This is a genomic window from Brevundimonas naejangsanensis (genome assembly GCF_003627995.1).
Lineage (GTDB): Bacteria > Pseudomonadota > Alphaproteobacteria > Caulobacterales > Caulobacteraceae > Brevundimonas > Brevundimonas naejangsanensis_B.
This window is the reverse complement of sequence record NZ_CP032707.1, coordinates 343609-367594: the sequence shown is the minus strand read 5'-3', so window position 1 is coordinate 367594 and position 23986 is coordinate 343609. Positions and strand designations below refer to the sequence as shown.

The window sequence follows — 23986 nt, the reverse complement described above, 5'->3', positions numbered from 1 at the left end:
GCGGCCTCTATAGCAGGGGATCGATGCGGGCCGACAGGCCCGACAGGGAGTTGTCGGCCACGATCTGGCCGTTGACCATGAAGGTCGGGGTGCCCGACACGCCCGCCGCCGCCGCGTCCTTGATGCGCTGCTCCAGGGCCGCGATGGCGGCCTTGTCGGTCGTGCATTCCTTGAAGCGGGCTTCGCTGAGGCCGGCGGCCTGGGCGGCGCGCAGCAGGACGTCGCGCGGGGCGGCGCCGTTGCGCATCTCGACCTGCGATCGCATCAGGTGGTCGACCACCTCGAAATATTTGTCGTCCCCGGCGCAGCGGGCGATCAGGAAGCCGGCCACGGCGACGTCCTGGGGCGGGGTCGGGAACTCACGGAAGACGAAGCGGACCTTGTCGGTGTCGACGTATTTGGCCTTGAATTCCGGCCAGACCGTCTCGTTCCAGGCGGCGCAGCCGGAGCAGGTGGTCGAGGCGTATTCGACCACCGTGACCTTGGCCCCCTCAGCGGCGCCCAGGGCCATGTCGCCCTGCGCCGCCGTTTTGCCGCCGCCGCTCGCTTGTCCGCAGGCGGACAGGATCAGGGCCAGGGCCGCCAGGCCGGCGACCGTTGTGCGCTTCCTCATGTCCGCCCCCTCCCGTTGGACGACTTACTTAGCCAGTTCGGCGTCGATGGCTTCCGACAGGCCCGACAGCGAGCTGTCCGCCACCTTGACGCCGTTGACCATGAAGTAGGGCGTGCCGGTCACGCCGGCGTTGATGCCGGCCTTGATGCGCTTCTCCATCGCTTCGATGGCCGACTTGTCGCGGATGCAGTCGTTGATCTGCTGCTCGCTGAGGCCCGCGGCCTGGCCGGCGCGGAACAGGGTGGTGCGTGGAGCCACGCCCGCCAGCCATTCCTTCTGGCTGGCCATGATGTCCTCGACCACGTCGAAATACTTGTCCGGCCCGGCGCAGCGGGCGATCAGGAAGCCGGCGACGGCGATGTCCTGGGGCGGGGTCGGGAATTCGCGGAAGACGTAGCGCACCTTCTTGGTGTCGACATACTTGGTCTTGAATTCCGGCCAGACCTCCTCGTTCCACGCGGCGCAGTGGCCGCAGGTGACGGAGGCGTATTCGACCACGGTGACCTTGGCCCCCTCGGCCGCGCCCAGGGCCATGTCGCCCTCGGCGGCGCCGCCGGTCTTGGCCGTGCAGCCGGCCATGACGGCCATGGAGGCGAGGGCGGCGGCGGTCAGCGCCGCGCGGCGGCTCATGGCGGCGTATTTGGAGGTCGGGGCCATTCGGCGGTCCTTGTCGCGAGTAGTGACTCTGGAGATTGCGCGATTCGCGGATGCCCGCGAAATCACCTGGATTGTCGAGAACAGGCGCGGCGGGATTTTGTCAACGGCGGCCGTCTTCGGGGGGCTGCGACAGCACCGCGCGCCCCAGCTTGCGCAGGGCGGCTTTCAGGCTCTCGGGCGCCTCTTCGACCGAGGCGCTCAGCTCGGCCTCGGTCGAGGCGGGCAGGGGCGGCAGGACGGCGCGGCCGCGCGGTCGAGGCTTGGGGCCGCTCGCGGGCAGGGGCTTCACCGGCCCCTGGGCAATGCGCAGCTTCTCGACCGATCCGGCGCCCAGGAACAGGTTCACCCGCTGGATGATGTCGGCCGACTGGTGCTGGACCAGCAGGGCGGCGGGGCCGGCGACGCGCAGCTCCAGAGTCCCCCCGGCGTTGCCGCGTCCCTTGGTCAGCTTCTGCGGGCGGGTGACGCGGGCCAGGCGCTCGCCGACGATCTCGACCCAGCGCGGCTCCAGCGCCGAGGCGCCGCGCCCGAACTGGGCGTCCAGCTTCTTGATCAGGGGCGCCAGCGAGCGGCCCGCGGGCGGCGGCGGGCGCGGCGCCGGGCGGGTGCGCCGTTGCGCCAGGATCTGGCGCGCTTCGCTTTCGGAGGGCAGGGGACGACGCATTCGTCCTATATAGCCTGACCCATGCCCGACGTCCTCTCCCTCCGCGCCGCCCTGCTCGATTGGTACGACGCCCATGCGCGCAGCTTGCCGTGGCGCGCGCCGCCGGGGGCGAAGGCGAAGACCGACCCCTATCGCGTCTGGCTTTCGGAGGTGATGCTGCAGCAGACCACGGTGCCGCACGCCGCGCCCTATTTCGAGCGGTTCACCGCGCGCTGGCCGACGGTCGGCGACCTAGCGGCGGTCGAGGACGCCGAACTGATGGCCGCCTGGGCCGGGCTGGGCTACTACGCCCGGGCGCGCAACCTGCTGGCCTGCGCCCGCGCCGTGGCGGACGAGCACGGCGGGGTCTTTCCCGATACGGAGGCGGAGTTGCTGGCTCTGCCAGGGGTGGGCGCCTACACCGCCGCCGCCGTGGCCGCTATCGCCTTCGACCGGGCCGCCAACGTCGTCGACGGCAATGTCGAGCGGGTGATGAGCCGCCTGTTCGCGGTCGAGACGCCGTTGCCCGCCGCCCGTCCCGAGCTGCGCCGCCTGGCCGCCCTGTTCGTGGATGCGCATCGGCCTGGCGATTGGGCGCAGGCCCTGATGGACCTGGGCTCCGGCGTCTGTCGGCCCCGGTCGCCATCGTGCGACCGCTGTCCCCTGGCCTTCGGCTGCGAGGCGCTGAAGACGGGAACGCCCGAACGCTATCCATTGAAGACGAAGAAGGCCGAGCGGCCGCGTCGGCAGGGTCATGCCTATGTGCTGATCGACGGCGCGGGGCGGGTCGCCCTGGTGCGACGGCCGGACAAGGGGCTGCTAGGCGGCATGGCGGGCCTGCCGACCTCGGACTGGGGCGCGGCGGCGGAGTTCGCGCCGCCGGTCGCGGGGTCATGGCGCGCGGCCGGAAGCGTGGAGCACGTCTTCACCCACTTCAGCCTGACGCTGGAGGTGCATGTGGCTGCGGGCGAGGGGGGCGACTTCCTCTGGACCTCGGCGGAGCAGGCGGCGAACGCCTTGCCGACGGTGTTCAGGAAGGCGTTGGAGCGCGCCCTCGGAACCCTCTCCCGGTGGGAGAGGGCTTGAGCGCACGAGAGCGCAGCGATCGTTCTAGCGCGACCCGAAGGGCGGCGCGAAGCAGCCAAAGGTGAGGGGCTTGTCCCTTCAGTCGGCGTAAGCCGCCGCGCTACGGCCTTTGGCCGACTTCACCCGCGAACCCTCACCCTTTCGCCTTAGCCAATCGCCTTCGGCTCTTGGAGGCTCAAGCCCTCTCCCATCGGGAGAGGGTCAGCCAGTGGCCCTCAGGTTCACCGTGCCGCTGCGTTCGCGGGGCATGACCACGACGTGGTGGTCCAGGCGTTGGAAATGCAGGTCTATGATCCCGTCGCCGACCTGCAGCCGGGTGATCGACAGCCGGTCCAGCCCGGCGGGCAGGGCCGGGTTGGCCACCTCGACCACCCCGTCGGCCGCGTCGATGCTGAGGCCCAGGACCGACTGCAACATCAGGAAGACCGACCCCGCCGCCCAGGCCTGGGGCAGGCAGGCGACCGGATAGGCGATCGGCGGCTCGCCCGTCTCGCGCACGAAGCCGCAGAAGAGTTCGGGGAGGCGCATTTGGAAATGGGTCGCCGAGCCGTAGATTTCGCCCATCAGCATGGCCACGGCCCGCCGCTCGCCGTAGCGGGCCATGCCGGCCGCCGCCAGGGCCGTGTCGTGGGGCCAGACCGAGCCGTTGTGATAGCTCATCGGATTGAAGCGCGCCTGACCCTTGCCCAGGGTGCGCAGGCCCCAGCCCGAACGGAACTCGGCCGTCAGCATCCGCCGCGTCACTAGCGCCGCGCGCTCGGGCGAGGGCAGGCCGGTGAACAGCAGGTGGCCGGCGTTGGAGCCGATGGCCCGGCACTGCGCCCCGTCCCCGTCCAGGGCGATGGCGTAGAAGCCCTCGTCCTCCATCCAGTAGCGCTGCTCGACCAGGGCGCGGACCGTTTCGGCGCGGGCGGCCCATGCGGGCGCCCGCTCGTCGCCCAGGACGGCGCCCATCTCGGCCAGAGCCTTCCAGGCGGCGAAGGCGTAGCCCTGGACCTCGAGAAGGGCGATCGGCCCCTTGGGATAGCGGCCGTCGGCGTAGAAGATGGAATCCTCGGAATCCTTCCAGCCCTGGTTGGACAGGCCGGTTTCGGCGGCGCGGGCGTAGTCGATCAGGCCGTCGCCGTTCGAGTCGCCATAGTCGGCCATCCAGCCCGCCGCCGCGATCAGGTTCGGCCACAGGGCGCGGATGGTCTGATAGTCGTTGGTGCGCTTGGCATAGGCGCCGGCCAGGGCGATGAACAGGCAGGTGGTGTCGACCCCGCCGTAATAGAGGCCGAACGGCACCTCGCCGAGGACGGACATCTCGCCGCCGCGCGTCTCGTGCATGATCTTGCCGGGAGCGGAGTCCATGAAGGGGTTGGTCTCGGTCGCCTGACGGGCCGCCAGATAGGTCAGCACCCCCTTGGCTAGGCTGGGGTCGATCCACAGCATCTGCCAGGCGGTGATGATGCCGTCGCGCCCGAAGGGGGTCGAGAACCACGGCACCCCCGCATAGGGGTAGGGGCCGGTCGGCAGGTCGGTGGTCAGAAGGGCGATGTCCGCCCGCGACTGTCTCAGCCAGTCGTTGAGGACCGGATTGCGCCCCGCTTCGACGATGGCCCCGCGCCGCAGCCGCCGTCGCATGGCCAGCCGCGCCAGGATGGAGTGCCAGCGCCAGCGCTCCTGGTCCGGCTGGTCGCTGGCGCCCAGGCCGCATTCGATGAACAGATCCAGGCTGCGGCCCTTGGGCAGGCTGAACATGAAGTCCGCGCGGTTCGCGCTCAGCCGGGCGGGCGGTTCGGAAAAGGCCAGGCAACTGGTCCTCAACGCGCCGTCAAGCCCGGTGTAGCTGAAGGTCACGCGCCGCCCGTCCAGGGTCGGGGGATGCATCTCGCCGCGCTCGAGCCGAGCCATGCCGCGCACCTGGAAGATGTCGGCGAAATCGGCGTCGAACTCGAACGTCAGCGGCAGCAGGATGTCCTCGATGCCGTGATTGACCATCCGCACCCGCTCGAACAGCCGCTGCTCCCACAGGAAGCGGCGCCGCTCCAGGTGCAGCACCCCCGCCGGGGCCGAGCGCCCGCCCATCGGCGGCAGGGGCCGATTGGTCGAGTGACAGGTGAAGAAGACGTTGTCCTTGGTGACGCCGGAGCTCAGCCGCGACGGCCGCGCGCGTCCGACGGTCAGGGTGTAGCGGGACAGCAGTCGGGTATCGCTGTTGAACAGGCCGTCGGCCCCGGCCTTCACGTCCCCCCAGTGGTCGGCGACCAGGAAGGTGTCGCAGTCCTTCAGCGCCATCAGGGTTTCCAGCCCGTCCTGGTCGTTGGTTTCGGCTGCGGCGGCGGTCTGGACCGAAAACACGTCGTCCATGAAGCGTCTCGCTGTGGCCGGGGCGGCGGCTCCGAAGCCGTCGCCGCGGCAATAGAACGTCCCTTCGCCTCACGCGCGAAGGGCTCGATCCTAGCTAATGGATGAGGGCGGCCTTGGGTTCAGAGGAAACCGACGTTCGCCACCGGTCTAGGCTCGGCCGCGAAGCTGCGCGACTCGTCCCGCAGCCGCATGGGCGGCGGCGCGGCGCTGTCGGCGGGCGCCGCGAACGGCCGTTGGGCCAAGAGGTCGCCATAGACGTCGAGATAGCGCCGCGCCATGGCGGTGGCCGAGAAGCGCAGGTCGAACCGGGTGCGGATGGCCTCGCGGTCGAGCCGGTGCGCCTGTCCGGCGGCGGCCACGGCCTCGTCCACGCTGTGCACGAGGAAGCCCGTGGCCCCGTCCTCGACGATCTCGGGCGCCGAGCCGCAGGCGAAGGCCACGACCGGGGTGCCGCAGGCCATGGCCTCTATCATCACCAGGCCGAACGGCTCGGGCCAGTCGATGGGGAAGAGCAGGGCCTCGGCGCCGCCCAGGAAGGCGGACTTCTCGGCGTCGCCGATCTCGCCGACGAACTCGACCAGGGGATTGTCGCGCACCAGGGGCTCGATCACCGTCTCCCAATAGGCGCGGTCGGCGGCGTCCACCTTGGCCGCGATCTTCAGCGGCTTGCCCAGGCGCGTAGCGATCTCGATGGCGCGGTCGGGCCGCTTTTCCGGCGAGATGCGGCCCAGGAAGGCCAGGTAGCCTTGCGACCGGGGCGAGAAGCGATAGAGATCGCCGGGCATGCCGTGATGCACCGTCGCCTTCCAGTTGGCGTCGGGCAGGGGACGTCGCTGGTCGTCGGAGATTGAGACCAGACCGAACTCCGGCCAGCGGGCATAGACCTCGGGCAGGTCCTTCAGGTCCAGACGCCCGTGCAGGGTGGTCAGGGTCTTGTCGGCCCAGGGGCTGAAGAAGGGGAAGTGGACGATGTCCGTGTGGAAATGGATCACGTCGAAGCCGTCGGCGCGGTCCAGCACCTCGGCCAGCATGGTCATGTGCGCCGCGAGGTCGGACTTGAGGTGGGCGGGGTCCAGGCGGATCGCCTGATCGCGGACGGGGATCAGCCGGGCGCGGGTCTGGGCCTCGGCGCTGGCGAACAGGGTGACGTCGTGGCCGAGGTCGACCAGGGCGTCCGTCAGATGGGCGACGACTCGTTCCGTGCCGCCGTAAAGCCTGGGCGGCACGGCCTCATACAAGGGCGTGACTTGAGCGATTTTCATGACGGGCTCCGGCGCCCGCCGACGCGGGGCACGCAGGGTCAATCCGTCGCCGTGGCGTGAGTTCCAGCGTGGCTGGAAGGATTTTAGTCAATCCGACCTGTGGCTTAGCCGACTGGCGCCGCCTTTCCTCCCCATGCAATGGGGAGGGGGACCGCGAAGCGGTGGAGGAGCTGGGGCAGCGGAAGCAAGCGGCCCCTCCGTCTCGTCGGCTGCGCCGCCGATCCACCTCCCCACTGCGTGGGGAGGAGAAATCCCGCTTACTGCATCCCCGCCCGGATTTCGGCGCGCAGGGCGTCGATGGGGCGCAGGCCCGTGTCGGTCTTGAAGCGCCAGTAGGTCCAGCCGTTGCAGGCCGGAGCGTTCTCCAGCAGGGCGCCCAGCTTGTGGATCGAGCCGGTCAGGGCGCCGGACACCAGGGAGCCGTCGGCGCGGACGCGGGCTTCATGGTCGCCCTTGGGGCAATAGAGCTTGTCGCCGGGGGCCAGCAGGCCCGCCTCGACCAGGGCGCCGAACGGGACCTTGGGCTCGGCCTTCTTGGAGCCGGTGACGACCAGGTCTTCGGGCGTGGCGGGGATGACCGCCTTGATGCGGTTTTCGGCCAGTTTGGCGTAGGTCTCGTCGCGCTCGATGCCGATGAAGTGACGGCCCAGGCGCTTGGCCGCGGCGCCCGTGGTGCCGGTGCCGAAGAAGGGGTCCAGGATGACGTCGCCGACGCGGCTGGCCGACAGGATGACCCGGTGCAGCAGGGCCTCGGGCTTCTGGGTCGGATGGGCCTTGTTTCCGTCGTCGTCCTTCAGCCGCTCGTGGCCGGTGCAAAGGGCCAGGGTCCAGTCCGAGCGCATCTGGGTGTCTTCGTTGAAGGCCTTCAGCGCGTCGTAGTTGAAGGTGTAGCGCTTCTGCTCGCGCGACTTGGCGGCCCAGATCAGCGTCTCATGGGCGTTGGTGAAGCGCGTGCCCTTGAAGTTCGGCATCGGGTTCGACTTGCGCCAGATGATGTCGTTCAGCACCCAGAAGCCCAGGTCCTGCATCGCCGCGCCGAGGCGGAAGATGTTGTGATAGCTGCCGATGACCCAGAGCGAGCCCTCGTCCTTCAGCACGCGGCGGCATTCGCCCAACCAGGCGCGGGTGAAGGCGTCATAGGCGGCGAAGCTTTCGAACTTGTCCCAGTCGTCGTCGACCGCATCGACCTTGGAGTTGTCGGGACGCAGCAGGTCGCCGCCCAACTGCAGGTTATAGGGCGGGTCGGCGAAGACCATGTCCACCGACTTGTCCGGCAGGCCCTTCAGCACCTCGATGCAGTCGCCACGCAGGATGACGTCGGTCTTCAACTCGGACATGGATAAGCGGCCCCGGACAGATGAGGCGCTTATGGTGAATCCTTACGGTTAAGGCGGAGTAACCAAGATTCACGCGGCGACATTTGCGCAGATTGCGCGGGGGCGGGACAGGGACCATAATCAGCGCATGGACATGGTGGTCAGACCCTTCTGATAGCGTCCGCGCGGGCCTGACGCCCCCGAGCGGCGCACCTTGTGCGACCCGGCTTCGCCCGGCGCACGGCTGTGCGCTTCATAGCCTTCAGTAAAAATTCCAAGGCCGCCCGGCGCTGACCGGGTGCGGCCGCACATGGAGATTTCCATGACTCAGGTTTTCGAAAGCCCGTTCAAGGGCCGACTGCTGTCCGATCTGGTGACCAATCCCAACATCATCGTCGGGCGCTACAGCTATTATTCCGGCTGGTATCACGGCCACGGCTTTGACGACTGCGCCCGCTATCTGATGACCGAGCCGGGCGTGGACCGGCTGATCATCGGCGACTTCTGCTCGATCGGCAGCGGAGCCGCCTTCATCATGGCGGGCAATCAGGGGCATCGGAACGATTGGGCCAGCTCCTTCCCCTTCTTCTACATGCCCGAGGTCCCGCATTTCGCCGGGGCGGTCGACGCCTTCCAGCCGGCGGGCGACACCGTCATCGGCAATGACGTCTGGATCGGCAGCGAGGCCATCATCATGCCGGGCGTGAAGATCGGCGACGGCGCCGTGATCGGCACGCGGGCGCTGGTGACGCGCGATGTCGAGCCCTACGCCATCGTCGGCGGCAATCCGGCCAGGGTCATCCGCAAGCGGTTCGACGACGACAGCATCGCCATGCTGCTGGATATGAAGTGGTGGGACTGGGACGACGCCCGACTGGGCGAGGCCATGCCCCTGTTGTGCAGTGGTGACATTGCGGCCCTGTACGCCTTTTGGCGAACTCGTGAGATATAAGCAGCAATAGGGACCCCGCGTGACGCGGGGTCCCCTCTTCGCCGACTTGGACTTGACCCGTGGTGTCAGGCCAGGATGCGGACCTTGGGTTCGCGGTCCCATTGGCGGGTGGCGGCGGGCTTGATGAAGGGATCCGCCCCGTTCGACAGATCGACCACGCCGGTGTCCGCCTCGACCCCCGCCTTGTCGAGCAGGGGTTGGGCTTCGGGCGTATGACCTATGGCCTTCAGGTGCCCAAAGGCGTCCTTGGCGAAGTCGATGGCCGCGCCTTCGGTCAGCAACTGCTTGCAGCCCTCCGCCGACAGCACCAGGGCCACCGCGTCGAACAGCACCGAGGGCGCGCCCGCCAGTTGATGGTCCGCCTTCAGCGTAGAGCCGTCCTTAAGCTTGGCCCCTCCGCGCTTGGGCGCGATGATCTCCACCGCCGCGCCGGCCGCCTCGGCCGCGTCCTGCACCGCCTTGACCACGGCGCCGTCGGCCCCGTCGGTGACCAGGACGCCGACCATCCGCCCCTTCAGGCTGGCGGGATACTTGCCGACCAGGCGCAGGGCGGGCGAGGGCGCCAGGTCGATCGGCTCCGCCGCCGCCGGGTTCTTCTTCGGCAGGGCCATGCCCACGCCGTCCGCCACCCGCTTGGCCAGGTCCTCGTCGACATTGCGCAGATTGCCCATGACGCGGACGCGCACATGCTCCAGCGACACCTTCGACAGTTCGAAGACGAGGGCCGAGGCCAGGTGGGCCTGTTCGGGCGTCTCCAGGCTGCGGAAGAAAAGCCGGGCCTGGCTGTAGTGGTCGGCGAAGGTCTCGGAGCGCAGCCGCGCCTTCTCCCCCTCCACGGGCGCGCGGAAGCTGGTGAAGCCGCCCTTGGCGTCGGCGCGCGGGCCGCCCGCTTCGCCAGACTCGGCCAGGCTGTTCGGCTCATAGTTGGCCCGGCCGGTGAAAACCTGGGTCTGCATGTGGCCGTCGCGCTGGAAGTTCTGGAAGGGGCAGCCCTTGGCCCGGTTGATCGGGATTTGGTGGAAGTTCACCGTCCCTAGCCGCGACAACTGGGTGTCCTGATAGGAGAACAACCGCCCCTGCAGCAGCGGGTCTTCCGAAAAGTCGATCCCCGGCACGATGTTGGTCGGCAGAAAGGCCGCCTGTTCCGTCTCGGCGAAGAAGTTGTCGGGGTTGCGGTTCAGCGTCATCCGCCCGATCACCTTCAACGGATGCGTCTCCTCAGGGATCAGCTTGGTCGCGTCCAGGATGTCGAAGGGCAGGGCGTCGGCGTCGGCCTGGGTCAGGATCTGCACGGCGAAGTCCCACTCGGGGAAGTCGCCCTTGTCGATGGCGTCGAACAGGTCGCGGCGGTGGAAGTCCGGGTCGGCCCCGGCGATCTTGACCGCCTCGTCCCAGCAGGTCGACTGCGTGCCCAACCGGGGCCGCCAGTGGAACTTGACGAAGTGGGACTGGCCCTCGGCGTTGACCAGCCGGAAGGTGTTGACGCCGAACCCCTCGATCATCCGCAGCGAGCGCGGGATGGCGCGGTCCGACATGGCCCACATCACCATGTGGGTGCTTTCGGGCATCAGGCCGATGAAGTCCCAGAAGGTATCGTGCGCGCTGGCCGCCTGGGGATAGCCGCGATCGGCCTCCATCTTCACCGCGTGGATCAGGTCGGGGAATTTGATCGCGTCCTGGATGAAGAAGATCGGGATGTTGTTCCCCACCAGGTCCCAGTTGCCCTCCTTGGTGTAGAATTTGACCGCGAAGCCGCGCACGTCGCGCGGCGTGTCGATCGACCCGGCACCCCCCGCCACGGTGGAGAAGCGGGTGAAGACCTCGGTCTTCTCGCCGACCTCGGTCAGCACCTTGGCGGTGGTGTAGGCCGCCAGGCTCTCGGTCAGTTCAAAGACGCCGTGCGCGGCCGAGCCGCGCGCGTGGACGATGCGCTCGGGGATGCGCTCGTGGTCGAAATGCTGGATCTTTTCGCGCAGGATGAAGTCTTCCAGCAGCGTCGGGCCGCGCGGGCCGCCCCGCAGCGAGTTCTGGTTGTCGCTGAGCGGCGCTCCATGGTTGGTGGTCAGCCGTGCTTCGGGCGTCGAGGCTTGTTGCTGCAACTCGCCCCCATTGCCCCTTACGTCCCCATTCTTGGATTGATCCGTCACGGCGCGCTCCTGATTTGCCCTTGATGGCCAGGAGCGAACGCGGGCGCCCGCGATTGGTCGCGCACGGCGTGGCTGATTTGACGTAAATTTCATCGCCAGCGGGTCGGGCCCTTCGCAGGTCGCGGCGGTGCGGCTATGACGCGGGGATGATCCGTCGCCTCCGCCCCGTTCCGTTCGCCCTTGGGCCTGTCCACTTCGTCGGCATCGGCGGCATCGGCATGAGCGGCATCGCCGAGATCATGCTGAAGATCGGCTATCAGGTGCAGGGCTCGGACGCCAAGGCCAGCGCCAACACCGAGCGGCTCGAGAAGCTGGGCGCCCGCATCTACATCGGCCACGACGCCGCCCATGTGACCGAGGGCGTCTCGGCGGTGGTCTATTCCACGGCGGTCAAGGCGACGAACCCTGAGCTGATGGTGGCGCGCGAGCGGCGCATCCCCCTGGTGCGCCGCGCCGAGATGCTGGCCGAGCTGATGCGTCTGCAGTTCTCGATCGGCGTCGGCGGCACCCACGGCAAGACGACGACGACCTCCATGGTGGCGGCCCTGCTGGATGCGGGTTCGCTGGACCCGACGGTGGTCAACGGCGGCATCATCAACGCCTATGGCACCAACGCCAAGGTCGGCGACGGCGACTGGATCGTGGTCGAGGCGGACGAGAGCGACGGCTCCTTCCTGCGCCTGAAGTGCACGGTCGCCATCATCACCAATATCGACCCGGAGCACCTCGACCACTACGGCGATTTCGACGCGGTGAAGAAGGCGTTCTGCGACTTCATCGAGGACATTCCCTTCTACGGCTTCGGCGTGGTCTGCCTGGACCACCCCGAGGTGCAGAAGCTGGCGGCCAAGATCGACAACCGCCGCCTGGTCACCTACGGCCTGAACCCCCAGGCCATGGTCCGCGCCGACAACGTCCGCATGGACCCGGACGGCTCGCGTTTCGACGTGGTGATCCAGGGGCAGGGCATGGCCGCCCTGGAGGAACCGGCGCGCATCGAGAACCTGCACCTGCCCATGGCGGGCTGGCACAACGTCTCCAACGCCCTGGCCGCCATCGCCGTGGCGCGCGAGATCGGGGTCGACGAGGACTCCATCCGTCGCGGCCTGGCCGGCTTCGGCGGGGTCAAACGCCGCTTCACCACCACGGGCGTGGCTAACGGCGTGCGCGTCATCGACGACTACGGCCACCACCCGGTCGAGATCGCCGCCGTTCTGAAGGCCGCGCGCCAGGTGGTCCAGAACGCCGACAACCCCGGCCGCGTCATCGCCGTGGTCCAGCCGCACCGCTACACCCGGCTGCGCGATCTGATGCAGGACTTCTCGACCTGTTTCTCGGACGCCGACAGCGTTCTGGTCGCCGACGTCTATCCGGCGGGCGAACAGCCGATCGAGGGCGTCGACAAACACGCCCTGGTCGAGGGCGTGCGCCGCTACGGCCACCGCCACGTCGCTGCGCTGGAGAACGCCGCCGCCCTGCCGCGCGTCATCCGCGAAGAGGCGAAGCCGGGCGATCTGGTCGTGCTGCTGGGCGCCGGCGACATCACCAGCTGGGCCTACGCCCTGCCGGCGCAGCTGGAGGCGCTGGGCTGAATCTCACGCTCCCGCTCATCCCGGCGGACGCCGGGATCCAGTGAGAGCTTCACGACGAAGCCTTGCCGCCCTACATCGGATTGAACGTCAAACGGCTGGATGCAGCCAAAGCACTGGGTCCCGGCGTCCGCCGGGATGAGCGGATTACTGGATGGCCTGGACTGACAACCTCCCCGCCGTGCGCGGCAAGCTGCTGCTGAACGAGCCGCTGGGGCCCTACACCTGGTTCCGCGTGGGCGGGGCGGCGGAGGCGCTGTTCATTCCGGCGGACGCCGATGATCTGGCCGACTTCCTGAAGGCCCTCCCGGAATCCGTGCCGGTGACGGTGATCGGCGTCGGCTCCAACCTGATCGTGCGCGACGGCGGGGTCGAGGGCGTGGTGATCCGGCTGGCGGGTCGCGCCTGGGGCCAGGTGACGACCGACGGCGTCACGGTCACGGCGGGCGCGGGCGCGCTGGACAGCATGGTGGCGCGCGCCTCGGCCAAGGCGGGCATCGCCGGGCTGGAGTTCTACGCCGGGATTCCGGGCTCGATCGGCGGCGCCCTGACCATGAACGCGGGCTGCTACGGCGCGGAGACCAAGGACGTTCTGGTCTCGGCCTGGGGCCTGAACCGCAAGGGCGAGCGGGTCGAACTGGCCCTGGCCGACTTCGGCTATACCTATCGCCACTCGAACGCCCCGGCCGACATCATCTGGATCGAGGCGACCTATCGCGGCACGCCTGACGCGCCCGAGGCCGTCGCCGCCCGCATCAGCGAGATCACCGAGCGTCGCGAGAAGACCCAGCCGATCCGCGAGAAGACCGGCGGCTCGACCTTCAAGAACCCGGACGGCCATTCCTCATGGAAGCTGGTCGATGAGGCGGGCTGGCGCGGCAAGTTGCACGCCGTCACCGGCGGGGGGCGATGTTCAGTGAATTGCACTCCAACTTCATGATCAACCCCGGCGAGGCGACGGCGGCGGACATCGAAGGCCTGGGCGAGGCCGTCCGCGCCGACGTGCTGGCCAAGACGGGCGTGCAGCTGAACTGGGAAATCAAGCGGATCGGGCGGAAGTAACCCTCTCCCGGCGGGAGAGGGTTTGAGCGCACGAGAGCCGAAGGCGATCGTTCTTGCGCGAAAGGGTGAGGGGCTTGTCCCGTCAGTCGGCGTAAGCCGTTGCGCGACGGCCTTTGGCCGACTTCGATCGCGAACCCTCACCCTTTCGCCTTCGCCAATCGCTGCGCTCTTGGAGGCTCAAGCCCTCTCCCATCGGGAGAGGGTGGAAAACCTGCGAATTTCGCTGCACGACCCCGTATCGTTTCCAACCGGTTAACCGTATTCAGGGCATAGGGGCGGGCTAGTCTTCGGATGTTGCCATGCGTGCGCCCCTGAACACCCTTCACGTCGCTGTCCTGATGGGCGGCCTGTCGTCGGAACGCGAGGTCTCGCTGTCCTCGGGCCGCGGCTGCGCCGACGCCCTGGAAGGGCAGGTCGCCAAGGTCACGCGCGTCGACGCCGGCAGGGACCTGGCTCAGGTGCTGACGGCGCTGAAGCCCGACGTCGTCTTCAACGCCCTGCACGGCAAATGGGGCGAGGACGGCTGCGTCCAGGGCATCCTCGAGACGCTGAAAATTCCCTACACCCACTCCGGCGTCCTGGCTTCGGCCCTGGCCATGGACAAGGACAAGTCCAAGGCCGTCCTGCACGCCGCGGGCGTCATCGTTCCCGGCGGCGGCCTGTTTGACCGCCATGAGGTCGCCAGCCGCCACGTCATCGACCCGCCCTATGTCGTCAAGCCGAACGCCGAGGGCTCCTCGGTCGGCGTCTTCCTGGTGCGCGAGGGCGCCAACCGTCCGGTGGTCGAGGTCGGCGCCGACGACTGGGCCTACGGCGACCAGGTCATGGTCGAGCCCTTCATTCCCGGCAAGGAACTGGCGGTCAGCGTGATCGGTGAGGCGACCGGTCCGCGCGCCCTGACCATCACCGACATCACCCCGACCAAGGGCTTCTACGACTACGAGGCCAAATACGCCGAGGGCGGCTCCAAGCACGTCCTGCCCGCCGACCTGCCGCCGCATGTGTTCGAGAAGGCCCTGCGCCAGGCCGAGCTGGCCCACACGGCCATGGGTTGCCGAGGGGTTTCCCGGGCCGACTTCCGTTATGACGATGTTAACGACGTTCTCGTTCTGTTGGAGGTCAACACCCAGCCCGGCATGACCCCGACTTCGCTCAGCCCTGAGCAGGCGGCCTTCGTCGGGATGGATTATCGCGAACTGGTTCGGTGGATGGTGGAGGACGCCTCATGCCCGCGGTAGTGCGCGGCGGTCGGCGACAGTCTGCGGGCAAGGGCGGGGCGCGCGGCGCGTCGTCCGGCCGCGCGGCCGCGATCGGCCGCCTGGACATGTCGCCGCGCGTCGTGGCGGCCACCCTGGTCGTGGGCGTCGGCATTCTGGCCGCCGTCCTGGCCACCGGGGCGCGGGCCGAGCGCATCTCCAACGCCGCCGTTCAACGCTTTGACGCGGTGACGACCGGCATGGGCCTGAAGGTGCGTCAGGTCCACGTCACCGGCGCCTCGCCCGAGGCCGCCGCCGCCGTGCGCGCCGCCGTCGGCGTTCACGCCGACCAGCCCATCGTCAGCCTGGATCTGGGCGCCGTGCGCGACCGGGTGCAGACCGTCGGCTGGGTCAAGGAGGCGCGCGTGGTGCGCCTGCTGCCCGACACCCTGATCGTGGACGTCAAGGAACACGACCGCCTCGCCGTCTGGCAGGTCGGCGGCAAGGCCCATGTCATCGACGCGCAAGGCATCGTCATTCCGGGCGCCGACGCGGGCCGCTATCCGCGCCTGCCGCTGGTGGTGGGCAAGGGCGCCGATCAGGCCGCGTCTGACGTCCTGCCCCTGCTGGCCCAGCGCCCGCGCCTGATGGCCAAGGTCGACGCCCTGGTCCGCGTGGACGAGCGCCGCTGGGATCTGCGCCTCAAGGACGGCGCCCTGATCCAGCTGCCCGCCGTGGATCAGGAATCCGCCCTCATCCGCCTCGACGCCCTGGACCAGCGCGAACGCCTGCTGGACCTGGGCTTCGCCCGCATCGACCTTCGCACGCCGGAAGAAGTGGCCGTCCGCCCTTCCGAAGGCGCTGCCTGACACCCTCTGACCTCCAAGGACACGACCCCATGGTTGGACGCAGCCGAGACATGAAGCCGGAACAGGGCAGGGGCGCGCCGCGCGCGCCGGTCGTGGCCGCGCTCGATCTCGGCCAGTCCAAGGTCGCCTGCTTCATCATGAAGCCGGACGGCGTGCGCCACGCCGACCGCACCATTCGCGTCGCCGGCGCCGGCCATGTCCAGTCGCGCGGCGTCAAGGGCGGGGCCATCGTCAACATGGACGAGACGGCCCAGGCCATCGGCCACGCCGTCGAACGCGCCGAGCGCGCGGCGGGCGCGCCCGTCTCCGGCGTCGTCGTCACCACGGCCATCGGCCAGATGGCCAGCCACCGGGTGCAGGCGCGCGTTTCGCTGGGCTCGCACCCGATCAGCGACGCCGATCTGGCGCGCGCCATCGGCATGGCCCTGGCCCAGATCCGCCTGCCGAACCGGCGTCCGATCCACGTCCTGCCCATCGCCTGGTCGGTGGATGGGGCGCGCGGCGTGCACGATCCGCGTGCGATGCGCGGCGGCTCGCTGGGGCTGGACCTGCTGGTCGTCTCCATGTCGGAGGGATCGTTCAACGCCCTCAGCCACTGCCTCGAACTGGCCCACCTGGATCTTCAGGGCGTGGCCGCCGCGCCGGTCGTCTCCTCCCTCGCCGCGCTGGAGGAGGATGAGATGGAACTGGGCGCCCTGTGCATCGACATGGGCGGCGGCTCGACCTCGGCGGCCGTCTGGGGCGGACGCTCCCTGCTGCACATCGAAAGCCTGAACGTCGGCGGCGACCATGTGACCGCCGACATCGCGCGCGGCCTGTCGACCTCGCGCGTCGGCGCCGAGCGTCTGAAGACCCTGCACGGCTCGGCCATGGCCAGCGCCAACGAAGACCGCGAAATGCTGGAGGCCCCGCCGCGCGGCGAGGACGCCTCGGCCGGCCCTGTCGTCGTCCCGCGCGCCATGCTGAAGACCGTCATCGCCCCGCGCGTGGAAGAGACGCTCGAACTGCTGCGCGACCGCCTGAAGCACGCCGGCATGGGCCTGGAGCCCGGCGCTGGCCTCGTCCTGACCGGCGGCGCCAGCCAACTGAACGGCGTCCGGGAACTGGCCGTGCGCGTCTTTGACCGCCCGGTGCGCCTGGGCCGCCCGCAACGCGCGCCCCACCTGGCCGACGCCGCCGCCGGCCCGGCCTTCTGCTCGGCCGCCGGCGTCCTGCTGCGCGCCGCCTACGGCCCGCGCGAGGCGGTCTCCGCCCGCAAGCTGATGTCACGCCAGATCACCGCCGCCGACGCGCCCAAGGTGCACCGCGGCGGCATGGTGGCCCGCGCGGCGGGCTGGCTGCGGGATAATCTGTAGGCGCTCCAGGCGCGCCCGGACCCAATTCTAAAAATCCTTGCCCATCTGGGCCGATTCAGATGGCGGATGCGCAGGCGCGCGCCCTGCAGCCGACCTTCCCGTGACTTGGGCGGATTGCAGCGCAATGTCGCCTTGATTGAGGCGCCGCGGGTATGGCGTCTTGCCATTGAAAATGGTGACTTCATGCGCGCAGGGCGGGTCTGGCGGTGAGAATTTCAACCGCAAACTCCTTCTGCCTTCTTGTGACCTCAAGTTTGGTGGGGTTGTGGCCTGATTGTTACACGACTGACGTTTCGTGGCCAAAATCACGACACAATGCTTGCTTGCGCGCGGTTATTGGTTAGACGGACCCTGACGGGGCTCTCTTGATTCAACGGGGGCGCTCTTCGAGTTCAACGAAGGTTGGGGCAAACCAAATGCATCTGAAGCGCAAATATCTCTTTGGGACGACCGTCCTGGCCGGCGTTATCGCCGTTTCGGCTCCGGCCTTCGCTCAAGAACGCGCCACCCCGGTCGCGCCGGTTCCTGTCGATGGTCAAACCACTGAAGTGGGCGAGATCGTCGTCACGGGTTCGCGTATTCGCCGCGACCCGGTGAACGCCCCGACGCCGCTGATCCAAGTGAGTCAGGAACAGCTGATGGAAACTGGTCTGACCAGCGTCATCGACTACCTGGCGACCATTCCTGCCCTGTCGAACTCGCTGGTTCCTTCGGACACCACGGGTTCGCTAAACATCGCCGGCGTTTCGGCTGCCAACCTGCGCAGCCTCGGCACCGACCGCGTTCTGACGTTGATCGATGGTCGCCGTCAGGTCGGCGCCCAGGTCGGCCGTCTGCTGGTCGACGTCGACACCATCCCGCGCCTGCTGATCCAGAACATCGAAATCATCACCGGGGGCGCCTCGTCGGTTTACGGCGCTGACGCCGTTTCGGGCGTTCTGAACTACAACCTGCGCAAGGACTTCGACGGCCTAGAAATCGACGCCAACGCTGGTCAGATCGCGGGCGACGACACCGACGCTCCGATGACGCGCCGTATCTCGGGGTTGATCGGTAAGAACTTCTTCGATGATCGTCTGAATCTCTACGCCTTCGCCGAGTACGAGAAGGTCGACGAGGTCCAGGGTGAAGACATCGCTTGGCTGCGTGATGGCCGCACTGTCGTGGCTGTGGACGCCGATCCGACGAATGCGCTGATCGGCCCGGCCACTGACGGCATCTATGACAACGCCTTGTTCTATGACGTGCGTTACGTCGGCCGTCCGCGTTGGGGCGTCACCAACATCGCGAACAGCCAGCGGCCTTCGCCTACCACCAACCCCCTGATCCCGCTCGCGAACTGCACCAGCTACACGGTCGCCGCCTGCTACGCCATCGATCCGGCCAAGACCTACTGGTATGAAAACGGTCAGGCTCGGCTGGTGAACCTGGGCACGCGCATCGGCGCTGTCGGCACCAACCGTCCGTATAACATCGGTGGCGACGGCGATAACGCTAACACCACCTTCGGCGGCTTCTCGCGGACTCCGGAATCGGAATCCTCGCGTTTCCAAGTGGGCGCCAACTTCAAGGTGACCGACAACGTCACCGCTTACGTCGAAGCCAAGTATGTCGATGAGCAAAGCTTCATTGTCACCCAGCCCAGCTTCTTCGACGTCTATATTTCGGACACCTGGGCGAATGACGCCGTTCAGCCGCTGCTTGGGTCGTCGGCCTTCACCACTCGTATCGACGACAACGCCTTCCTGCCGGCCGTGATCCGTGCCGCGCTGCAAAACAACCAGGTCGACACGTACGGCTCGCCGACGCCCACGACCCCGGGCGCCGTCACGAGCACCGTCACTCGCAACTATGCGCGTCACCAAGCCTTCGGCATTAATCGCAGCCAGGAAAATTCGCGTCAGGTCCAGCGCTACGTCGCGGCCCTGAAGGGCAACTATGATCAGGTGGGCTTCATCCGCAACTTCGGATGGGACTTGTCCTATACCTTCGGGCAGCTGGACAACTATAATAAAGAAACCGGCATGGACATTCTGCGGACGGCGCTCGCGCTAGACGCCGTGGTGGATACCGCCGGTCTCGTCAGCGGAAAGCCGGGCCAGATCGTCTGTCGGGCTCAGTTGCTGGCCGCCCAAGGTCGTCCGGTGGATAACTGGAGCGGCAATCTGGATGACAAGCGCGAGTTTCTGTCCAAGACCGACCCGGAAGTCGCCCAGTGCGCTCCGTTGAACGTCTTCGGCGCTGGCAATCAATCGGCTGAAGCCATCGACTTCATCACGGCGTCGATCTTCCTGGATGAGCGTAACCGCCAGCAGAACTTCATCGCCTCGCAGTCGGGCCAACTTTGGGACTTCTGGGGCGCCGGCCCGCTGGGCTACGCTGTCGGCGTCGAATGGCGCAAGGAAGAGGCCCAGGGCCTCGGTCGCACCAACTCGACCGCCGGTCGTTACCTGCAACTGAACACGGGCGGCGACTTCTTGCCGTCCTCGTACGACAGCAATGAAGCCTTTGCCGAAATCTCTGTTCCGCTGCTGCGTGACAGCTTCCTTGGCGAGTATGCCGAACTCAGCGCCTCGTACCGCTACTTCGACTACTCTCAGGCGGGTTCGGGCGACGTCTATGGCGTGAACCTGGTCTATCGTCCGGTTCAGGACATCACCTTCAAGACCAGCTTCAACACCTCGTTCCGTTCGCCGAACCTGGCTGAGACCAACGCGCCGCTCACCCAGACCTTCGCCAACGGCTTCGTTGACCCCTGCGACACCCGCCAGATCACGTCGGCGGCGCGCAAGGGTGACGAACGCGCCAACCGCATCGCCAACTGTGAGGCGCTTGCGGCGGCTAAGGGGCTGAGCTTCAACTGGACCGATGTGACGGCGGCCAACGCCTATCTGCCGACCTATTCCTCGGGTATCGCCGGCGTGAACGGCGGCAACCCGGAACTGAAGCCGGAAACCTCGGAATCCTTCACCTTCTCGACGGTTTTCCAGCCGCGCTTTGTCCCGAACTTCTCGATGGTTCTCGACTACTATGAGATCAAGATCGAGAGCGTGATCCAGTCGGTCTCGGCGCAGATCCTCGCCAACCAGTGCGTGGACGGCCCGGCGCTCGACGTCTTCGCCTGCAGCCGCATCTTCCGTGAAACGGGCGCGGCGGACGCTGTTGACAGCTTCAAGGTCGGTCGCCCGAGCGGCGATCCGGTCGGCGGCTTCATTCAGGTCCCGCTGAACTACGCCCGTCGCGAAGTCCGCGGTCTGGACTTCAAGGGCCGCTATGGCTTCGAAACGGCGGACCTGATCGGCCACGACTTGGGCTCCATCACCTGGGATCTGGGTGGTTCGTGGCTCATCGAGCAGAAGAACTACAACAGCTTCACCTCGCCCGATTTCTTCGTGGAGTCGGCCTCGGCGCTGTACTATCCGCGCGTTCGTCTGACGAACCGCATTACCTGGCAGCCGAACGCTGACCTGTCGATGACCTGGACAACGGACTGGCAGACGTCTCAGAACATCATCTTCCAGCGTGACTTCATCTCGGGCGGCAACACGGACTCGCGTCCGGCCAGCGCCTTGGATACCGGCAACTTCGCCCGTAACGACTTCTCCGTTCGCTATTCGGTGAACGACGAAGTGACCGTGCGCGCTGGCGTGACCAACGTCTTCAACAAGGCGCAAAACCCGTGGCTCGGCGATGCGCTCTACTCGAACTTCGACCCCTACGGTCGTCGCTTCTACATCGGCGTGAACTACCGTCCCTGGTAAGTCCGGCCTGAGAGCATGAAGACGAAGGGCGGTTCCTCGGAGCCGCCCTTTTTTCTTTCGGCCGTGCGGATGAAGAAAATTCAGGAATATTCGCGGCCAAGCTGGCTCGGCGGGGTCCCGTCGGCTCCGACTCACGCTATGAGGGTAACCCTTCGTTAACGCCGAAAGGGTTTTCCTTAACGCGCTCATAACCAATGCGATTCGGCGGGGAGTTCGCATCGGGGACGAAGGGCAGGGTCCTAAGGTCGGAATTACACAATGTCTCTCTCGCTGGTGAAGCCGGAAGCCACGGAACTGAAGCCTCGCATCGTCGTCTTCGGCGTCGGTGGAGCGGGCGGCAACGCCGTCAACAACATGATCGACTCGGGCCTCGAAGGCGTGGAGTTCGTGGTCGCCAACACTGACGCCCAGCACCTGAGCTTCGCCAAGACCGACCGTCGCATCCAACTGGGCGAGACCATCACCCAGGGCCTGGGCGCGGGCGCCCACCCCGAGGTCGGCATGAACGCCGCCGAGGAGAGCGCCGACGAGATCCACGCGCACCTGGAAGGCGCGCACATGGTCTTCATCACCTGCGGCATGGGCGGCGGCACCGGCACCGGCGCGGCGCCGGTCATCGCCAAATGCGCACGCGACCGCGGCATCCTGACCGTCGGCGTGGTGACCAAGCCCTTCACCTTCGAAGGCCGTCACCGGATGCGCCTGGCCGACGCCGGCGTGGCCGAGCTGCAGCGCTACGTCGACACCCTGATCGTCATTCCGAACCAGAACCTGTTCCGGGTCGCCAACGAGCGCACCACCTTCTCCGACGCCTTCGGTATGGCCGACCAGGTCCTGCACTCGGGCGTGCGCTCGATCACCGACCTGATGATCCTGCCGGGCCTGATCAACCTCGACTTCGCCGACGTCCGCGCCGTGATGAGCGAGATGGGCAAGGCCATGATGGGCACGGGCGAGGCCACGGGCGACGACCGCGCCCTGCTGGCGGCCCAGAACGCCATCGCCAACCCCCTGCTGGACGAGACCAGCCTGAAGGGCGCCAAGGCCGTGCTGGTGAACATCACCGGCGGCATGGACATGACCCTGCTGGAAGTCGACGAGGCCGCCAACGCCATCGCCGGTGAAGTGGACGGCGACGCCAACATCATCTTCGGCGCCGCCTTCGACCCGGCCCTGGACGGCAAGATCCGCGTCTCCGTCGTCGCCACCGGCATGGACGAAGGCGTCATCCAGCAGATCGAGCCGCAGGGCCAGGCCTTCAGCCGCTCGGGCGGTCTGTCGGCCGCCGCGCCGCGTCAGCCGGAAGTCCGTATCGAGCCGGTGCGCGAGCCCGCTCCGGCGCCGGCTCCGGCCTATGAGACCCCGGCCGCCCGCGCGCCCGAGCCCAAGATCGAGGCCAAGCCCGAGCCGGTCATCCACGACGCGCCCCGCAATCTGGAGCCGATCGTCGATCCGTGGGTCGAGGAATACGAGCAGGGCGCCGTCCGCGCCCAGCCCGCCGCCTCGGAGCAGGGCGACCTCTATTTCGACCGCGCTCCGCAGCGCCAGCAGCCGGCGCCGCAACCGGCCCAGCGCCCTGCCGCCCGTCACGAAGAGCCCGCCGAGGAAGCCTTCTACGACGAGCGCGACCACCGTCGCAGCGGCTGGAGCCTGTTCGGCCGCAAGCGCCAGCAGCCGCAGCAGCAGCAGCCCTCCTACGCGCCGCCGCCGTCGTCGAACCGCACGACCCAGCAACTGCGCCAGACCCAATCGGTCCAGCCGCAGCATCAGGACCCGCAACTGGGCCAGGTCGAGGATGACGACCTGGAGATCCCGTCCTTCCTGCGTCGCCTGGCCAACTGATCGGCCGAAACAGACCCTGACAAGAAACGCCCCGGAGCCGACCTCCGGGGCGTTTTTCTTTTTGGACCCGATCATCCTTGACCGCTCATCCCGGCGAAGGCTGGGGCCCAGATATGGCGAAGCGGCGGGCTTGAGGGCTCGGTCACGCCGTCTCGGTAGGTGATGCGCCTTACAATCTGGTCCCGGCCTTCGCCGGGATGAGCGGCGACCTGGCCCTTTCAGCTCCGCCGTAACTGAACCGAAACAATCCGAAACTGGACTTGGCTTTCAGGCTTGCGGCCGCGTGGTTAAAGGACAGGCAAGGCGGCGACCGTCCGACGGGCGGGTCGTGCAATAGAGAGTTTCCGAGTGACGGTCCGCAACGACCAGTACGAACAGACCATCGTCGCCCCGGCCATCTGCGCCGGCGTCGGCGTGCACACCGGCCGCCGTGTGCGTCTGGTCGTGCGCCCGGCCGCGCCCGGCCACGGCATCGTCTTCGTGCGCACCGACGTGACCGACCGCGACAATCGCATCCCCGTCTCGGGCGAGGCGGTCGTGGACGCGCGCCTGAACACCATGATCGAGAACGCGGCGGGCGTGCGCCTGTCGACGATCGAGCATCTGATGGCCGCCCTGGCGGCCCTGGGCGTCTCCAACGCCGTGATCGAGGTGGACGGGCCGGAACTGCCGATCCTGGACGGTTCGGCCCTGCCGTTCGTTCAACTTCTGGACCGCGCGGGCTTCCGCCGCCAGGAAGCGCCCCAGACCTATATCGAGATCCTCAAGCCGATCCGGGTGAAGGAGGGCGACAAGTCCGCCGTCCTGCTGCCTTGCGATCGCTACGAGATGCGGTTCGAGATCGACTTCCCCACGCCGGTCATCGGCAATCAGGTGGTGGATTTCGTCGTGGACGAGGCGACCTTCCGCGCCGAGATCATGGCCGCCCGCACCTTCGGCTTCGCCCATGAGGTCGAGGCTCTGCGTCAGGCCGGTTTGGCCCGCGGCGGCAGCCTGGAGAACGCCGTGGTCATCGACGGCGACCAGATCCTGAACCCCGGCGGCCTGCGCATGGAGCGCGAGTTCGTGCGCCACAAGGCCCTGGACGCCATCGGCGACCTGTACGTCCTCGGCGCGCCCCTGCTGGGCCGCTATGAAGGCGTCAAGGCGGGCCACGCCCTGAACAACAAGCTGGTCCGCGCCCTGCTGGCCCAGCCCGACGCCTGGCGCGAAACGATCCGCGTCCCCGACATGGCGATGGCGGGCTGAGTTTTCCCTTCTCCCCTTGTGGGAGAAGGTGTCATG

The 23986-nt window shown here is 67.8% G+C and carries 17 protein-coding genes and 1 pseudogene; 10 read left to right on the top strand and 8 right to left on the bottom strand.

The window, feature by feature from the left end:
* Nucleotides 1-7: 7 nt before the first annotated feature.
* The 3 genes from D8I30_RS01690 to D8I30_RS01680 form a co-directional block, all read right to left on the bottom strand.
* Nucleotides 8-613: a DsbA family protein gene (locus D8I30_RS01690; protein WP_121481194.1), complete on the bottom strand. Its 606-nt coding sequence runs from the start codon at nucleotides 611-613 to the stop codon at nucleotides 8-10.
* 24 nt (nucleotides 614-637) lie between these two features.
* Complete coding sequence (locus D8I30_RS01685; RefSeq protein WP_121481193.1) at nucleotides 638-1270, bottom strand: DsbA family protein; 633 nt, start codon at nucleotides 1268-1270, stop codon at nucleotides 638-640.
* Between the two features lie 100 nt (nucleotides 1271-1370).
* The gene (locus D8I30_RS01680) at nucleotides 1371-1934 is read right to left on the bottom strand and encodes a DUF721 domain-containing protein (protein ID WP_121481192.1); all 564 of its coding nucleotides are present in this window, start codon (nucleotides 1932-1934) and stop codon (nucleotides 1371-1373) included.
* Between the two features lie 21 nt (nucleotides 1935-1955).
* On the opposite strand from D8I30_RS01680, the gene mutY reads away from it, so the two are divergent.
* Nucleotides 1956-2999, top strand: coding sequence for an A/G-specific adenine glycosylase (gene mutY / locus D8I30_RS01675; RefSeq protein WP_121481191.1), 1044 nt, complete (start codon nucleotides 1956-1958; stop codon nucleotides 2997-2999).
* Nucleotides 3000-3200: 201 nt separating this feature from the next.
* Here the strand turns inward: mutY and D8I30_RS01670 are convergent, their stop codons facing one another.
* The 4 genes from D8I30_RS01670 to D8I30_RS14285 form a co-directional block, all read right to left on the bottom strand.
* The gene (locus D8I30_RS01670) at nucleotides 3201-5351 is read right to left on the bottom strand and encodes an amylo-alpha-1,6-glucosidase (protein WP_121481190.1); all 2151 of its coding nucleotides are present in this window, start codon (nucleotides 5349-5351) and stop codon (nucleotides 3201-3203) included.
* A 119-nt stretch (nucleotides 5352-5470) separates the two neighbouring features.
* Nucleotides 5471-6613 (bottom strand): glycosyltransferase family 4 protein, encoded by a 1143-nt coding sequence (locus D8I30_RS01665; RefSeq protein ID WP_121481189.1) that lies wholly within the window; start codon nucleotides 6611-6613, stop codon nucleotides 5471-5473.
* Between the two features lie 257 nt (nucleotides 6614-6870).
* The gene (locus tag D8I30_RS01660) at nucleotides 6871-7950 is read right to left on the bottom strand and encodes a site-specific DNA-methyltransferase (RefSeq protein ID WP_121481188.1); all 1080 of its coding nucleotides are present in this window, start codon (nucleotides 7948-7950) and stop codon (nucleotides 6871-6873) included.
* A 120-nt stretch (nucleotides 7951-8070) separates the two neighbouring features.
* A complete protein-coding gene (locus D8I30_RS14285) occupies nucleotides 8071-8253 on the bottom strand; it encodes a hypothetical protein (protein ID WP_162938777.1) in 183 nt (60 codons plus the stop codon).
* On the opposite strand from D8I30_RS14285, the gene catB reads away from it, so the two are divergent.
* Nucleotides 8252-8881 carry a type B chloramphenicol O-acetyltransferase gene (gene catB / locus D8I30_RS01655; RefSeq protein WP_121483342.1) on the top strand — a complete coding sequence of 210 codons (630 nt, stop codon included), beginning with the start codon at nucleotides 8252-8254 and terminating at the stop codon, nucleotides 8879-8881. The two genes, D8I30_RS14285 and catB, sit on opposite strands and share 2 nt — an antisense overlap.
* A gap of 65 nt (nucleotides 8882-8946) precedes the next feature.
* Here the strand turns inward: catB and D8I30_RS01650 are convergent, their stop codons facing one another.
* Nucleotides 8947-11028, bottom strand: a complete 2082-nt coding sequence (locus D8I30_RS01650; RefSeq protein ID WP_121481187.1) for a catalase — start codon at nucleotides 11026-11028, stop codon at nucleotides 8947-8949.
* A gap of 146 nt (nucleotides 11029-11174) precedes the next feature.
* Between D8I30_RS01650 and murC the strand changes: the two genes are divergently transcribed.
* The 8 genes and pseudogenes from murC to lpxC all read left to right on the top strand — a co-directional run bounded on the left by murC (nucleotide 11175) and on the right by lpxC (nucleotide 23950).
* The gene (gene murC / locus D8I30_RS01645; protein ID WP_121481186.1) at nucleotides 11175-12620 is read left to right on the top strand and encodes a UDP-N-acetylmuramate--L-alanine ligase; all 1446 of its coding nucleotides are present in this window, start codon (nucleotides 11175-11177) and stop codon (nucleotides 12618-12620) included.
* 151 nt (nucleotides 12621-12771) lie between these two features.
* Nucleotides 12772-13679, top strand: a pseudogene (gene murB, locus D8I30_RS01640) (UDP-N-acetylmuramate dehydrogenase).
* Nucleotides 13680-13978: 299 nt separating this feature from the next.
* Nucleotides 13979-14917 carry a D-alanine--D-alanine ligase gene (locus tag D8I30_RS01635; RefSeq protein WP_121481185.1) on the top strand — a complete coding sequence of 313 codons (939 nt, stop codon included), beginning with the start codon at nucleotides 13979-13981 and terminating at the stop codon, nucleotides 14915-14917.
* Entirely contained in the window at nucleotides 14905-15744 is an 840-nt protein-coding gene (locus D8I30_RS01630; RefSeq protein ID WP_121481184.1) for a cell division protein FtsQ/DivIB, read from the top strand. Before D8I30_RS01635 ends, D8I30_RS01630 begins: the two co-directional genes overlap by 13 nt.
* 29 nt (nucleotides 15745-15773) lie before the next feature.
* Entirely contained in the window at nucleotides 15774-17099 is a 1326-nt protein-coding gene (gene ftsA / locus D8I30_RS01625) for a cell division protein FtsA (protein ID WP_240387285.1), read from the top strand.
* Between the two features lie 416 nt (nucleotides 17100-17515).
* Nucleotides 17516-20860: a TonB-dependent receptor domain-containing protein gene (locus D8I30_RS01620; RefSeq protein WP_121481182.1), complete on the top strand. Its 3345-nt coding sequence runs from the start codon at nucleotides 17516-17518 to the stop codon at nucleotides 20858-20860.
* 258 nt (nucleotides 20861-21118) lie between these two features.
* Nucleotides 21119-22702 carry a cell division protein FtsZ gene (ftsZ, locus tag D8I30_RS01615; protein WP_121481181.1) on the top strand — a complete coding sequence of 528 codons (1584 nt, stop codon included), beginning with the start codon at nucleotides 21119-21121 and terminating at the stop codon, nucleotides 22700-22702.
* 348 nt (nucleotides 22703-23050) lie between these two features.
* Entirely contained in the window at nucleotides 23051-23950 is a 900-nt protein-coding gene (gene lpxC, locus D8I30_RS01610; protein ID WP_121481180.1) for a UDP-3-O-acyl-N-acetylglucosamine deacetylase, read from the top strand.
* Nucleotides 23951-23986: the final 36 nt, after the last annotated feature.

What these genes read in the sequence shown, in the direction of transcription:
- D8I30_RS01665 (WP_121481189.1), bottom strand. Translation starts at nt 6,613, where the DNA reads ATGAAAATCGCTCAAGTCACGCCCTTGTATGAGGCCGTGCCGCCCAGG.
- D8I30_RS01620 (WP_121481182.1), top strand. Translation starts at nt 17,516, where the DNA reads ATGCATCTGAAGCGCAAATATCTCTTTGGGACGACCGTCCTGGCCGGC.
- D8I30_RS01680 (WP_121481192.1), bottom strand. Translation starts at nt 1,934, where the DNA reads ATGCGTCGTCCCCTGCCCTCCGAAAGCGAAGCGCGCCAGATCCTGGCG.
- ftsA (WP_240387285.1), top strand. Translation starts at nt 15,774, where the DNA reads ATGGTTGGACGCAGCCGAGACATGAAGCCGGAACAGGGCAGGGGCGCG.
- D8I30_RS01690 (WP_121481194.1), bottom strand. Translation starts at nt 613, where the DNA reads ATGAGGAAGCGCACAACGGTCGCCGGCCTGGCGGCCCTGGCCCTGATC.
- D8I30_RS01630 (WP_121481184.1), top strand. Translation starts at nt 14,905, where the DNA reads ATGCCCGCGGTAGTGCGCGGCGGTCGGCGACAGTCTGCGGGCAAGGGC.
- D8I30_RS14285 (WP_162938777.1), bottom strand. Translation starts at nt 8,253, where the DNA reads ATGGAAATCTCCATGTGCGGCCGCACCCGGTCAGCGCCGGGCGGCCTT.
- D8I30_RS01685 (WP_121481193.1), bottom strand. Translation starts at nt 1,270, where the DNA reads ATGGCCCCGACCTCCAAATACGCCGCCATGAGCCGCCGCGCGGCGCTG.
- D8I30_RS01670 (WP_121481190.1), bottom strand. Translation starts at nt 5,351, where the DNA reads ATGGACGACGTGTTTTCGGTCCAGACCGCCGCCGCAGCCGAAACCAAC.
- D8I30_RS01660 (WP_121481188.1), bottom strand. Translation starts at nt 7,950, where the DNA reads ATGTCCGAGTTGAAGACCGACGTCATCCTGCGTGGCGACTGCATCGAG.
- ftsZ (WP_121481181.1), top strand. Translation starts at nt 21,119, where the DNA reads ATGTCTCTCTCGCTGGTGAAGCCGGAAGCCACGGAACTGAAGCCTCGC.
- mutY (WP_121481191.1), top strand. Translation starts at nt 1,956, where the DNA reads ATGCCCGACGTCCTCTCCCTCCGCGCCGCCCTGCTCGATTGGTACGAC.
- catB (WP_121483342.1), top strand. Translation starts at nt 8,252, where the DNA reads ATGACTCAGGTTTTCGAAAGCCCGTTCAAGGGCCGACTGCTGTCCGAT.
- murC (WP_121481186.1), top strand. Translation starts at nt 11,175, where the DNA reads ATGATCCGTCGCCTCCGCCCCGTTCCGTTCGCCCTTGGGCCTGTCCAC.
- D8I30_RS01635 (WP_121481185.1), top strand. Translation starts at nt 13,979, where the DNA reads ATGCGTGCGCCCCTGAACACCCTTCACGTCGCTGTCCTGATGGGCGGC.